The sequence below is a fragment of the Sphingosinicella sp. genome (assembly GCF_052388015.1).
In the GTDB taxonomy this organism is placed as follows: domain Bacteria; phylum Pseudomonadota; class Alphaproteobacteria; order Sphingomonadales; family Sphingomonadaceae; genus Allosphingosinicella.
On record NZ_JBQTIN010000103.1, the window covers coordinates 1 to 11,965 of the forward strand.

Sequence of the window (11,965 nt, forward strand, 5' to 3'; positions counted from 1 at the left end):
CGCGTCCGCTTGCGCCAGGCGAAGGTGGAACGCGGCCAGTTGTTGGTGATCTTGCCGCGCTCGGTCATGTACCAGTTGCGGCATCCGGCCTTCCACACGGAGCTCTCGAGCTGGTCCTGGAGGGCGCGGTTGTACGAGGCCATCGCGGCAGGCCGTACGCCGATGGACAGCAACCGGCGGTGGAACAGCGTCCTGACCAGGCGCATCATGTGCTCGACCTGCCGCTCGACCATGAAGATGATCGAATTGTGGCCGAGATTGGTGTTGGGTCCGTACAGGATGAACATGTTCGGAAAGCCGGCGACGGTGGTGCCGCAATAGGCCTCGGCGCCTTCCGCCCAGCGCTCCCGCAGGTTCTCGCCGGCCGCGCCGGTGACCTGAATGGGGGCGACGAACTGCGTGCTCTGGAAGCCGGTCCCGTAGACGATGACGTCGACGTCGTGCGCTTGTCCGCTTTCGGTCACGATGCCGGTCGGCGTGATCCGCGCGATTCGGTCGGTTTCGAGCGCGACGTTCTCCCGCTCCATCGTCGGCAGGAAATCGTCGGAGACGATGATCCGCTTGCAGCCGGGCGGATAGTCCGGGGTAAGGCGGGCCCTCAGCTGCGGGTCGGCGATCTGCCGGTCGAGGATGCCGCGGAGCTGGCGGGTCAGGAAGCGCGCGAAGAGCGAGCCCTGACGAAAGCCGAGATAAAGCGATTCCCGGTGCAGGTAGATGATGCCCCGGTGCAGCCGGGCGTATCCCGGCAGATGGCGGAACAGCCACCGTTCGAAGCGGCTGTAGGGCCGGTCGCCGCGCGGATAGAACCAGTTCGGCGTCCGCTGGAAAATGACGAGCTTTTCAACGTCAGGCGCGATCTCCGGCACGATTTGCGCGGAGGAGGGACCGGTGCCGACGATCGCCACGCGCTTGCCGCCGAGCTCAATATCGGAGTCCCATTGCGCCGAGTGGAAGGCGGGGCCCTGAAAGAGGTCCGCCCCTTCGATCCTGGGGATCGCCGGCCGGCTGAGTTGCCCGGTGGCCAGGATGAGAATGCGCGCTCGCTCCTCGCCGCCAGCCGCTGTAGTCACGGTCCAACAGCCCGCCGCCTCGTCGAAAGCGGCATCGGTCACCTCGGTGCCGAACCTTATGTGCGGGCGCAGGGCATAGGTGTCCGCGACCCGCTCCATATATTTGAGGATCTCGGCCTGCTGCGGATAGACACGGGTCCAGTCCGGATTGGGCGCGAACGAATAGGAATAGAAATGCGAGGGGATATCGCAGGCGCAGCCGGGATAGCGGTTGCTCCACCACGTGCCGCCGACGCCTTCGCTCTTCTCCAGGATGAGCAGCTTGCCGAAACCTGCCTCCTTCAGCCGGATCGCGGCGAGCAGGCCCGACATGCCGGAACCGACAATTACCGCATCTAGCATGGCCGGCGCCTCTCAAAACCGGCCTCTCGCCCGTCAAGCTTCGCGCTCACGTTCATCGTGCAATCCCTCTTCGCGGATTTCAGACCGTCAGCGGTCCGATAGCGTTACGGGCGCCCGACCGGGATTGGATGCACATCGCAGTCGGACGGCGCGCGGACGTCCGCCATGAATTCGCTGCTTGCGATCGCTGCGCGCCCGTTTTGCTGCTCAACGGCGGCTTCGCTGTTCAGCTTCTCGGCAGTTTCGGGGGCGTAATGCTCTCGCGTCCGGCTCGCTTTCGGGCCGGCGCGGCACGGGGCGCATCGCCCCGTTGGGGAGAGAAGTATGCGTGAAGACATCAGGAAAGTGTCCCGGCGTTCGTTCCTGACCAGGGTGGCCGGCGGCGCGGCGGCGGGCGCGATGGCGCTGACCATCGGCGCCGGCGCGGCGCGGGCCCAGGTGACCGACAGCGACCCTTACGATCCGGTCGGGCGCGGGCGCGGCGGACGCGGGCGCGGCGGCGTGACGGACAGCGACCCTTACGATCCGGCCGGCGGCGGACGCGGTGGCGGGGGCTATCGCGGCGGCGTGACGGACAGCGACCCCTATGATCCTGCGGGTGGCGGGCGTGGCGGCGGCGGCTATCGCGGCGGCGTGACCGATCGCGACCCCACCGATCCGGTCGGGCGCGGGCGCGGCGGCCGCTATCGCGGCGGCGTCACCGATCGCGATCCCTCCGATCCGGTCGGGCGCGGGCGCGGCGGACGGCGCCGGCGCGGCTATCGAAGCGGCATCACCGACCGCGATCCTTACGACCCGGTCGGCAATGGGCGGGGCGGACGCTATCGCGGCGGCTGCACCGACAGCGACCCTTACGATCCGGCCGGCAACGGCCGCCGCTGCCGCTACTAGGCCGAAGCGGGAGGGGCGGTTCGGCGCCGCCCCTCTTGGCCTCCGCCCGCGCGGGGCTTCCTTCCGGCGCCGCTTTGCGCTAAGGGCCGCGCCTTCCAGAACGACAGCTTTGGAAAATGTGCGGGAGGCAAGCCTTCGGGTGCGCCGCCTGGACCGCTAAACTTGAACCGGGCGGGGCGTTCGCGCGCCGCCCAGCAACAGAGTGAGACACATGGCGAAGAAAATCAGCGGCTATATCAAGCTGCAGGTGCCCGCGGGCACCGCCAATCCGTCGCCGCCGATCGGCCCGGCTCTGGGCCAGCGCGGCGTCAACATCATGGAGTTCTGCAAGGCGTTCAACGCCGCGACGAACGACCTTGAGAAGAACATGCCGATCCCGACCATCATCACGGTCTATGCGGATCGCAGCTTCAGCTTCGAGACCAAGACGCCGCCGGCGAGCTTCCTGATCAAGAAAGCGGCCGGAATCAAATCCGGCTCCAGGGAGCCCGGCAAGGTCTCCGGCGGGCGGATCAAGCGCAGCGCGCTGACCCAGATCGCCGAAACCAAGATGAAGGATCTCAACGCCAATTCGATCGAGGCGGCGACCCGGATCATCGAAGGCAGCGCCCGCGCGATGGGTCTCGACGTGGTGGAGGGCTGACGCGATGGCAAAGCTGACCAGGAAGCAGAAGGCGCTCGCCGGGCTCAACCGGCAGAAGCTCTACGGCGTCGATGAGGCGATCAGCCTCGCCAAGTCCAACGCCACGTCGAAGTTCGACGAGACGATCGAGATCGCGCTGAACCTCGGCGTCGATCCGCGTCACGCCGACCAGATGGTGCGCGGCGTCGTCACCTTGCCCGCCGGCACCGGCAAGTCGGTGCGCGTCGCCGTCTTCGCCAAGGGCGACAAGGCGGACGAGGCGAAGGCCGCCGGCGCCGATGTCGTCGGGGCCGAAGATCTGATGGAGACCATCCAGGGCGGCACGATCGACTTCGACCGGGTGATCGCGACGCCGGACATGATGGGCGTCGTCGGCCGGCTCGGCAAGGTGCTCGGCCCCAAAGGCCTGATGCCGAACCCGAAGCTCGGCACCGTCACTCCCAACGTCGGCGAGGCGGTGAAGGCCGCGAAGGGCGGCCAGGTGGAGTTCCGGGTCGAAAAGGCCGGGATCATCCATTCGGGCATCGGCAAGGCGAGCTTCTCGGAGGTCGACCTGCGCAAGAATTTCGACGCGTTCGTCGATGCCATCGTCAAGGCCAAGCCGACCGGCGCCAAAGGCAAATATGTCAAGAAGGTCGCGCTCAGCTCCAGCATGGGGCCGGGCCTGAAGGTCGATGTCGCCGAGGTGGCGGGCGTCTCCTGACGCCTGCCGTTGACGCGGTTTCAAAAAAGGGGCCGGGCGGCGACGCTCCGGCCCCTTTTTTCGTGCTATGGTGCTTGCCGCTACTGACTTATCTGACTAATACAGCTGCGACAGGAAGGGTGTCGGCATGAGCGACTGGCGGTCACGCTTGAGGGAAGGACGCGACGAGTTGCGCGGGGAACCGCGCGCGGAGCTTCGCGGCGAACGGCGCGAGGAGACGAGCGAGGAGGCCACGGTGATGGCCCTGATCAACGAGACGGTGCGCAAGCTCGTCACCGCGATCGTCGTCGCCGGCGGCCTGATCGGCGTCGGCGCCTATTTTTCGGGCAGCGACGTGGATGTCGAAGCGCCGAAATACCAGGTGACGGTGATGCCCGACGGGCGGATCGTCCGGCTCAACACCGAGAGCGGCACGGTTCTCGTCTGCCAGGGCGAGCGCTGCGGCATCGTCGTCCAGCGCGGCCAGGATCTGGAGGACGAGCCGCCGCCGCCCGCCGCCCTGCCGAAGGAGGAAGCGCGCCCCGCCCTTCCCGCTCCGGCCCAGGCGCCGGCGCAGGACAATCAGGCGGCCGCAGCGCCCGCCCCCGCGCAACGATAGGCCAGCCGCCCGGCGGCGCCCTAATTGCCGGTCGTCGCCGAAATCATGCCCGCGACCAGCGAGCCGCGATGGTAGCGCGCCTGGCGATCGAGCGGCAGGCGATACAATGTTCGCAGAAACCCGACGTCCTGCGCGGTCAGCTGGTTCGGCGGACTGGCGGCGGTGAACAGGCTCAGGATCGAGCCTTGCGAATTGACGTCGACCGGCCTGATCTCGGCCAAAGCGACCAGCGCCGCATAAGCGGCGACCGCGCCCAGCCTTCTCCCCATCACCGCATCCTGATCGATTACCACCGTCGCGCTGAGCAGGCTGCGCTGTGCATAGGTGCTGATCAGGCTGTTCGAATAGCGCACCGTCGTCGGCACGTCATTGGCGAGGTCCGAGCCCGCGCCGGCGCCGCGCGTGTTGGTGTCGGCCGCGACATTGGCGGTCGCCGACCGTCCCTGCCCGCCATTGCCGCCGGACGTGTCGCGCTCCTCGCTCGTGTGCCACCAGCGGATCGGCGCGTCGCCGTCGATCAGCGCCCGTCGCTCGGCCGGGTCCAGCTCGCCGAAGCGCCGGGGCTCGCGGCGTTCGATTTCCCGAACCACGGCGCCGGCGTCCGACGCGAAGCTGACGACAATATTGGAATCGCAGGGCTCGGGCGCGACCTCGGCCCCGACCTGGATCGCGATCGCCCGGATCATGTTCTCGGCGGTGCGCGCGCCGGCGGGCGCGAGCCCGAGCACGCGGGGACAAACGGGGTCGGTCCAGCGCGCGGCCGGCGTCTCGCTCGCCGCCACCCCCGTCGCCCGAATGAAGGCGGCCGCCCGCTCCCGCGCCGCCGCCGGAGTCAGGCGCTCGCCTTCGACGATGATCGGATCGCGGCCGGCTTCGGCTGGAGGCGTGGGGGCCTGCGCCGCGACAAGCGTCACCCCGCAACAGGCGGCGAGGAGCGCGCGACGGCCGGCGACGCGACGCCGGGTGGAAAATGGATTCGTCATGGCCACCTCCAACGGATCAGCAGCCTATCGAGCCACCGGAGTCCGGCCACGGACATTCGACGAACGTGCGGGCAGCGTCCACCGCTTGCCTCCCTACGCCTGCCGGGCCGGCCCGGCAATTGGCGGCAGGGGCCGGCGATCGTCCCTCACGGCCGTCGCGGCGCGCTGATGCAGGGGGCGTGACACAAGTAACCCCGCCGGTTTGACCCGGCGGGGTTCCCTGAGGGCTCGCTCCCGAAGGTTTGAGCCTTCAAACGCCATCCGGAACTTTCGAACCGGACGACACAACAAAAACGTTGCAGACGAGACGCCGTTCCACGCGAAAATCAGAAAATTGTGGATAAGTCAGGCGGCGTCGACCTGCCCGAGGCAACCGGCGACCCGTCGCGCTGCACGGAACAAAACCCGCGCTCACGCCTTGCCTGCCCGTTCAGTGAATAAGGAGGCGAATATGCGGTACCATCCGCAGCGCAGCCGCGCGCTTACTGTATTGAGCGGCATCGCCCTGATCGCCGGCCTCGGCACTACGGCGCCGGCCCAGCCCGGCGCCACCCAGTTCGCCGCCGCCCTGACCGGTGCGAACGAAGTGCCGCCGGGCGACCCCGACGGCGCCGGCACCGCGCGAGTCAGAATCCTCGGCACGCTCAACCAGGTCTGCGTCCGTCTTGAGGTGCGCGGCATCTCCCGCGCGACCGCGGCGCACATCCATCGCGGCGCGGCCGGCGTGAACGGCCCGCCGGTCGTCAATCTCGATCCGCCCGACAATGACGGCGACGAGGACGATTGCGACCGTGTCGGCGACGCGCTGGCGGACGAGATCCAGGCCAATCCGGCCGGCTTCTACATCAACGTCCATACCGCCGATTATCCGGACGGCGCGATCCGGGGCCAGCTGATGCCGAGCGCCGACTGACGGCGTTCAGCCGCGGGTCTGGAAGTCCACCATGTCGCGCACCAGCATGCCGCGATGGCGGCGGGCCTGGCGGTCGAGCGGCAGATTGTAGAGCGCGCGCAGGAAGGCCATGTCCCAATCGGTGAGTGCGTCCGCTTGCGGCTCGGCGCCGAACATGCCGAGGATCGAGCCGGTCGGCGGCGGCTCGCTCGGGCGGACCTCCGAAAAAGCCACGAACGCGGCATAAGCGGCGACCGCCTGCAGCGACCGGCCCTCGACCCCGTCGAGATCGATCACGACGTTGGCATCGACGATCGCCCGGTTGACCTGATTGCTGACATGGCTGCCGGCATCATAGTGCGACAGCGCATCCGCTTCGAGAGCACCGGATGTGACCGCGCTGCCGCCGGTCTGGCCGCCGGTCTCGGTCTGCATCGATTGCGGCGCGTTGCGCATGCTATACCGGCTCCGGGTTTCGGTAAGGTACCACCAGCGGATCGGCGCATCGCCGTTGAGCATCGCCGCGCGCTCGTCGCGCGGCACTTCGTTGAAGCGGGTCGGCGAGCGCCGGTCGATCTCCCGCATCAAAGCGGAGGCGTCGCCGACGAAGCTGACCGAGATGTTCGACTGGCAACCCTCGCGGCCGACCGCGATCCCCGCCGCTTGGGCGATCGCCAGCATCCGCGTCCGAACCATGCCGGCATAAGGTTCGGCAATGCCCATGACGCGCGGGCAGACCGGATCGACGAAGCGGGCCGCGGAAATGTCCCCGCGCGCGACGCCGACCTGACGGACGAAGGTCACGGCCCGTTCCCGGGCTTGCTCGCGGGTCAGCCGCTGGCCGGTGACGACGATCGGCGCATCGGGATCGTTGCGCAGATCGCGGGTCTGCGCCTGATCGGCGGCGGCAATAAGCGGGACCAGGACAAGCGCCGACGCCGTCCGGCGGAGGATTGCGTGTATCTTCATGGGAATAGAGTATCGCATCCTTCGCGGAAGGCAATATGACAGCAGGCGTCAGGAAATCGTGGCCCTCAGGCGCCGCCGCAGCCATGCGCCGAATCCGGCAGCGTCCAGGATTCGTAGGTGCGCAGATTGGTCGTCGTGTAGAGCTTGCCGCGGTGATCGCCGGGCGGGCAGTTTTCCGGCAGCGCCACCAGGCAGACGAAGACCGGATCGCCGCGGCGCGACTGGTTCAGCGGCGCGACCTGATCGTAGGAGACCTGGCCGAGGCCGTTGGCGAAGCGGACCGCCGAGCCCGAATCCGGAATGACCCGGCCAAGCTCGCCGTCAACCAGTCGCTGCGTGACCTCGGCGATGGTGGTGCGGACGCAGGTGCCGACGCGCAGCTGGGGTGGAGTTGGGCGGCCACGGCGCTGTGCATCGCCGGCTGTGGCGACGAGCGCGGCAATGATGGCAAGGCCCGCGGCGGCTGTTTTCATCGGATGGCCTCCTCCGGCGCGGAAGCGTGGCACGGAAAAGGTCGCCCTTTCAATTGACTTTGCAGCGAAAGCCGCTAGGAGCGCGCCTTCGCTTCGGAGCTTCGGCCCCTGGCGTTCCGTCCGAGACAGTCGGTGAGCGGGTTTCGCCCCTCTTAATTTCCGGCCTAGACGGGGAAGAGATTTGTGCCGCTCCCGGCGTGCGATGCCCAGCGGACCTGCCGGACGTCTCCGGCCGCGAACCCCTCCCCTTCGGACTCGTGACGCGCGGGCTTTCCGTGCGTCGCTCTACGCCTGCCGGATGGTCCGGCGGGCGAGTTGAAGGAAGAAGCATGGATCGCGCTCAAAAGCAGGAAGCGGTCGCGACGCTCAAGCAGACGTTCTCCGAGGCGAATCTGGTGGTCATCACCCGCAACCTCGGGCTGTCGGTGGCCCAGTCCACCCAGCTTCGGAATCGGATGCGCGACGCCGGGGCCGCCTACAAGGTCGCGAAGAACACGCTCGCCCTCATCGCCGTGGAAGGCACGCGCTACGCGCCGCTCAGCGACATGCTGACCGGCCCGACCGCGCTCGCCACGTCGTCCGATCCGGTCGCCGCCGCCAAGGCCGCGGTCGATTTCGCCAAGACCAACGATCGTCTCGAGATCGTCGGCGGCGCGATGGGCGACACCCTCCTCGACGTGAACGGCGTGAAGGCGCTGGCCGAGTTGCCGAGCCTCGATGAACTGCGCGCCAGGATCGTGGGCCTCGTCCAGGCGCCCGCGACCAAGATCGCGCAGCTCGTCAACGCTCCGGCCGCCAAGCTGGCCCGCGTGGTCGGCGCTTATGCCGCCAAGGACGCCGCGTAACCTTTTCGAAATGAACCCTTTGGGGCCAAGCAGCCCCGCACATGGAGACTTAAAATGGCAGACATCAATTCCCTCGTCGAAAAGCTCAGCGAGCTGACCGTCCTCGAAGCCGCCGACCTCGCGAAGGCGCTGGAAGAGAAGTGGGGCGTTTCGGCCGCCGCCGCGGTTGCGGTCGCCGGCCCGGCCGCTGGTGGCCCGGCTGCTCCGGCCGCCGAGGAGCAGACCGAGTTCGACGTCATCCTGACCGGCGACGGCGGCAAGAAGATCAACGTGATCAAGGAGGTCCGCGCGATCACCCAGCTGGGCCTCGGCGAAGCCAAGGCGCTGGTCGAGAGCGCGCCGAAGGCAATCAAGGAAGGTGTGAACAAGGCCGAGGCTGAAGAGATCAAGAAGAAGATCGAGGAAGCCGGCGGCACCGTCGAGCTGAAGTGACCCAGCGGCCCGCAAGGGCCGCGCGGAGTCATTCCGGCGCAGGCCGGGATCTGGACCCCGGCTTTCGCCGGGGCACTGAAGTGGTTTCGCGGATGTCTTGAAGCATCCGTGTGAAGGAAAGGGCGGCTCCGCGAGGGGCCGCCCTTTTCGTTACATGTCCCTCCGGCGCGGCTTGACAGGCCGGGGCCAGAGGCGTGTAATTGGCGCATGGGGCCTGCGATCGCCCCATGAGGCGACAGCCGAAGCATCGCGTCCTGATTTTTCGAAAGGACGCTCCATGGCCGCCATCAACAGCATTTCTTCCGACAAGCTCCACCGCCTGATCGGCACGCCCGGCTGCCCGCTCGTCATCGACGTGCGGACGGCGGAGGCCGCAGCCGCTCTGCCAGCCCTGATCCCCGGCGCGGTTCGCCGCGCGCATGAAACGGTCCGGGACTGGGCCGCCGCGCTGGACGGGCGGGCGGCGGTCGTCGCCTGCCGCAAGGGCAGCGAGCTCAGCGCCGGAGTCGCCGCCTGGCTACGGTCGGCCGGCGTGCCGGCGGAGAAGCTGGAGGGCGGCGTCGAGGGCTGGGCCGAGCAGGGCTACCCGCTCGTCCCCGAAGCGGCGCTGCCGCCGCGCGACGCCCAGGGCCGCACCCTCTGGGTGACCCGCGCCCGGCCGAAGGTCGACCGCATTGCCTGCCCCTGGCTGATCCGCCGCTTCGTCGACCGCGAAGCAATTTTCCTGTTCGTCGCGCCGACCGAGGTCGAGGGCGTCGCCGCCCGCTTCGGCGCCACCCCGTTCGACGTCGAGGGCGTGCATTGGAGCCATCGCGGCGAGCTGTGCAGCTTCGACGTGATGGTCGAGGAGTTCGCCCTGCGCGGATTCCCCGCGCTCGAGCGCCTGGCGGTGATCGTGCGCGGCGCCGACACGGCGCGCCCGGAGCTTGCGCCGCAGGCGGCGGGGCTGCTCGCCGTCTCGCTCGGCCTGTCGCGCATGCATGGCGACGATCATGAGCAGCTCGACGCCGGCATGGCCGTCTACGACGCGCTCTACCGCTGGTGCCGCGACGCCGTGGACGAGACGCACGACTGGGTCTCGCACACGCCCGGCGCGCGGGTGAAGGCGTGAGCGCCGCGCCGAGGGCGACCCTGATCCTCACCCGCCACGATGTCGCCGCCTTGATGGACCGGGCCGCCTGGCTGGAGGCGGTCGAGACCGGCTTTCGCGCCGTGGCGGCAGGGAAGGCCGCCGCGCCGCCGCCGATGGCGATCGAGGGATTGGGCGGCATCTTCCACGCCAAGGGCGCGAGCCTCGCGCTCGACCGCCATTATGTCGCGCTCAAGCTCAACGGCAATTTTCCCGGAAATCCGGCGCGCGGCCTGCCGACCATCCAGGGCGCGCTGCTGCTCTGCGACGGCGAGACCGGGGCGCTGCTGGCGATCATGGACTCGATCGAGGTCACGCTGCGCCGCACCGCGGCGGCGAGCGCATTGGCCGCCCGATTCCTTGCCCGGGCCGACTCCAGCGCGCTGTTGATTTGCGGCTGTGGCGCTCAGGGTCTTGCCCATATCGAGGCGCTTCGAGACGTACTGCCTGTCCGCGAGGTTCTGACTTGGGATCGCGACCCTGAGCAGGCCCGCGCGCTCGCCAAGCAGACGGGCGGCGCGGCGATCACCGACCTCGTCGCCGCGGCGCGCCGGAGCGACGTGATCGTCACCTGCACGACCGCGGGCGCGCCTTTCCTCGACTCATCCTGCGCCGCGCCGGGCGGGTTCATCGCCGCGGTCGGCGCGGACAGCCCGCAGAAGAGCGAGATCGCGCCGAACCTGATGGCGCGGGCGAACATCGTGACCGACCTCACCGATCAGGCGGCGGCGATGGGCGACCTCCATCACGCGATCGCCACGGGCGCGATGACGCGCGAGCGGGTCCATGCCGAGCTGGCCGAGCTGGTGACGGGCGGCAAGCCAGGCCGGTCCGCGCCGGACGAGCTCTGGCTGTTCGACTCGACCGGAACGGCGCTCCAGGACGTGGTGGCGGCGGCGGCGATCTACGCGCGCGCCGCCGGCCAAGTGCCCCGCAGCGTGTCGCTGGCGGCCTGAAGATGGATGACCCGGTCACTCCGCCCCCACTGACCACTCTCCAGATCTTCTGGCGCTTCCTGCGCTTCGGGATGCTCGCCTGGGGCGGCCCGGTCGCCCAGATCGCGATGGTGCGCCGGGCGCTGGTCGATGAGGAGCATTGGGTCACGAGCGGGCGGTTCAATCGCCTGCTCGCCGTCTATCAGGTCCTGCCGGGGCCGGAGGCGCACGAACTGTGCGTCCACCTCGGCATGGTGGCCGGCGGGAGGCGCGGCGGGCTGGCGGCCGGCCTCGGCTTCATGCTGCCCGGCTTCGTCCTGATGTTCGCCCTGTCCTGGCTCTATTTCCGGCTCGACCTCACCCAGTCCGCGCTCGCCGCCTTGTTTCTCGGCGTGCAGATCGGCGTGATCGCCTTGATCGTCAGGGCGGTGCACCGGATCGGCGGCCATGTCCTGACCGATGGCTGGCTTTGGGCGATCGCCATCGCCGCCGCCATCGCCGCTTATGCCGGCATCAGCTTCTGGATCGTTCTTCCGGCGGCCGGGCTCGTCTATCTGTTGCCGAGCGCGCGCAACCTTCGGCTGGGCGCCGGGATCGCGATCGTTGCGACCCTGCTGGCGTTCCTGACGCTGCGCGCCCCGGGCGGCGGGCTGGTCGCGCCGATTGCCGCCGCCCCGCTGATCGCGGCCGGCGCCGTGACACCGGTGCTGCTGTTCCTCTCCGGGCTGAAAGCAGGGCTGCTTACGTTCGGCGGCGCCTATACGGTGATCCCGTTCGTGCGCGGCGATGCGGTCGGGCGCGGCTGGATGACCGACGCCCAGTTTCTCGACGGGGTCGCCCTCTCCGGCGTCCTGCCGGCGCCGCTGATCATCTTTTCGACCTTCGTCGGCTATTATGCCGGCGGCCCGATCGGCGCCCTGGCGATGACCGCCGGCATCTTCCTGCCGGCCTTCGCTTTCTCCCTGCTGTTCTATGACCGGCTGGAGCAAGTGGTCGAGAATGAGCGGCTGCACGGCGTGCTCGAGGGTGTGGCCGCGGGCGTGGTCGGCTTCATCGTCGC

14 protein-coding genes are annotated in these 11,965 nt (G+C 68.9%); 10 read left to right on the plus strand and 4 right to left on the minus strand.

Annotated features, from left to right (window positions below; translation table 11 throughout):
* Positions 1–1,412, minus strand: a 1,412-nt coding sequence (locus tag ACT4N3_RS08480) for a flavin-containing monooxygenase (RefSeq protein WP_444854782.1), incomplete at its 3' end; no start/stop codon positions are given.
* A 324-nt stretch (positions 1,413–1,736) separates the two neighbouring features.
* On the opposite strand from ACT4N3_RS08480, the gene ACT4N3_RS08485 reads away from it, so the two are divergent.
* The 4 genes from ACT4N3_RS08485 to ACT4N3_RS08500 all read left to right on the plus strand — a co-directional run bounded on the left by ACT4N3_RS08485 (position 1,737) and on the right by ACT4N3_RS08500 (position 4,247).
* Complete coding sequence (locus ACT4N3_RS08485) at positions 1,737–2,303, plus strand: hypothetical protein (protein WP_444854783.1); 567 nt, start codon at positions 1,737–1,739, stop codon at positions 2,301–2,303.
* A 211-nt stretch (positions 2,304–2,514) separates the two neighbouring features.
* Complete coding sequence (gene rplK, locus ACT4N3_RS08490; RefSeq protein WP_444854784.1) at positions 2,515–2,946, plus strand: 50S ribosomal protein L11; 432 nt, start codon at positions 2,515–2,517, stop codon at positions 2,944–2,946.
* 4 nt (positions 2,947–2,950) lie between these two features.
* Positions 2,951–3,649 (plus strand): 50S ribosomal protein L1, encoded by a 699-nt coding sequence (rplA, locus tag ACT4N3_RS08495; protein WP_444854785.1) that lies wholly within the window; start codon positions 2,951–2,953, stop codon positions 3,647–3,649.
* A gap of 169 nt (positions 3,650–3,818) precedes the next feature.
* On the plus strand, positions 3,819–4,247 hold the full coding sequence (locus tag ACT4N3_RS08500) for a hypothetical protein (protein WP_444854786.1): 429 nt from the start codon (positions 3,819–3,821) through the stop codon (positions 4,245–4,247).
* Between the two features lie 20 nt (positions 4,248–4,267).
* Here the strand turns inward: ACT4N3_RS08500 and ACT4N3_RS08505 are convergent, their stop codons facing one another.
* Entirely contained in the window at positions 4,268–5,230 is a 963-nt protein-coding gene (locus tag ACT4N3_RS08505; protein ID WP_444854787.1) for a hypothetical protein, read from the minus strand.
* A 451-nt stretch (positions 5,231–5,681) separates the two neighbouring features.
* Between ACT4N3_RS08505 and ACT4N3_RS08510 the strand changes: the two genes are divergently transcribed.
* Entirely contained in the window at positions 5,682–6,143 is a 462-nt protein-coding gene (locus ACT4N3_RS08510; RefSeq protein ID WP_444854788.1) for a CHRD domain-containing protein, read from the plus strand.
* 6 nt (positions 6,144–6,149) lie between these two features.
* On the opposite strand, the gene ACT4N3_RS08515 is transcribed toward ACT4N3_RS08510, so the two are convergent.
* Entirely contained in the window at positions 6,150–7,091 is a 942-nt protein-coding gene (locus ACT4N3_RS08515; protein WP_444854789.1) for a hypothetical protein, read from the minus strand.
* Between the two features lie 65 nt (positions 7,092–7,156).
* Entirely contained in the window at positions 7,157–7,564 is a 408-nt protein-coding gene (locus ACT4N3_RS08520; protein WP_444854790.1) for a hypothetical protein, read from the minus strand.
* A gap of 329 nt (positions 7,565–7,893) precedes the next feature.
* Here ACT4N3_RS08520 and rplJ point away from each other — a divergent pair, with 329 nt between their 5' ends.
* From rplJ to chrA, 5 genes are all read left to right on the plus strand, one after another.
* Positions 7,894–8,409 carry a 50S ribosomal protein L10 gene (rplJ, locus tag ACT4N3_RS08525; protein WP_444854791.1) on the plus strand — a complete coding sequence of 172 codons (516 nt, stop codon included), beginning with the start codon at positions 7,894–7,896 and terminating at the stop codon, positions 8,407–8,409.
* A 54-nt stretch (positions 8,410–8,463) separates the two neighbouring features.
* Positions 8,464–8,841: a 50S ribosomal protein L7/L12 gene (rplL, locus tag ACT4N3_RS08530; RefSeq protein ID WP_444854792.1), complete on the plus strand. Its 378-nt coding sequence runs from the start codon at positions 8,464–8,466 to the stop codon at positions 8,839–8,841.
* A gap of 277 nt (positions 8,842–9,118) precedes the next feature.
* On the plus strand, positions 9,119–9,952 hold the full coding sequence (locus ACT4N3_RS08535) for a chromate resistance protein ChrB domain-containing protein (RefSeq protein WP_444854793.1): 834 nt from the start codon (positions 9,119–9,121) through the stop codon (positions 9,950–9,952).
* A complete protein-coding gene (locus ACT4N3_RS08540) occupies positions 9,949–10,926 on the plus strand; it encodes an ornithine cyclodeaminase family protein (protein WP_444854794.1) in 978 nt (325 codons plus the stop codon). The genes ACT4N3_RS08535 and ACT4N3_RS08540 overlap by 4 nt, the downstream gene beginning before the upstream one ends.
* Before the next feature lie 2 nt (positions 10,927–10,928).
* The coding region (gene chrA / locus ACT4N3_RS08545) for a chromate efflux transporter (protein ID WP_444854795.1) at positions 10,929–11,965 on the plus strand (1,037 nt) is incomplete at its 3' end.

Excerpts from the sequence above, each read along its gene's own strand:
- ACT4N3_RS08485 (WP_444854783.1), top strand. The coding sequence starts at position 1,737 with ATGCGTGAAGACATCAGGAAAGTGTCCCGGCGTTCGTTCCTGACCAGG.
- rplK (WP_444854784.1), top strand. The coding sequence starts at position 2,515 with ATGGCGAAGAAAATCAGCGGCTATATCAAGCTGCAGGTGCCCGCGGGC.
- rplA (WP_444854785.1), top strand. The coding sequence starts at position 2,951 with ATGGCAAAGCTGACCAGGAAGCAGAAGGCGCTCGCCGGGCTCAACCGG.
- ACT4N3_RS08505 (WP_444854787.1), bottom strand. The coding sequence starts at position 5,230 with ATGACGAATCCATTTTCCACCCGGCGTCGCGTCGCCGGCCGTCGCGCG.
- ACT4N3_RS08510 (WP_444854788.1), top strand. The coding sequence starts at position 5,682 with ATGCGGTACCATCCGCAGCGCAGCCGCGCGCTTACTGTATTGAGCGGC.
- ACT4N3_RS08515 (WP_444854789.1), bottom strand. The coding sequence starts at position 7,091 with ATGAAGATACACGCAATCCTCCGCCGGACGGCGTCGGCGCTTGTCCTG.
- ACT4N3_RS08520 (WP_444854790.1), bottom strand. The coding sequence starts at position 7,564 with ATGAAAACAGCCGCCGCGGGCCTTGCCATCATTGCCGCGCTCGTCGCC.
- rplJ (WP_444854791.1), top strand. The coding sequence starts at position 7,894 with ATGGATCGCGCTCAAAAGCAGGAAGCGGTCGCGACGCTCAAGCAGACG.
- rplL (WP_444854792.1), top strand. The coding sequence starts at position 8,464 with ATGGCAGACATCAATTCCCTCGTCGAAAAGCTCAGCGAGCTGACCGTC.
- ACT4N3_RS08535 (WP_444854793.1), top strand. The coding sequence starts at position 9,119 with ATGGCCGCCATCAACAGCATTTCTTCCGACAAGCTCCACCGCCTGATC.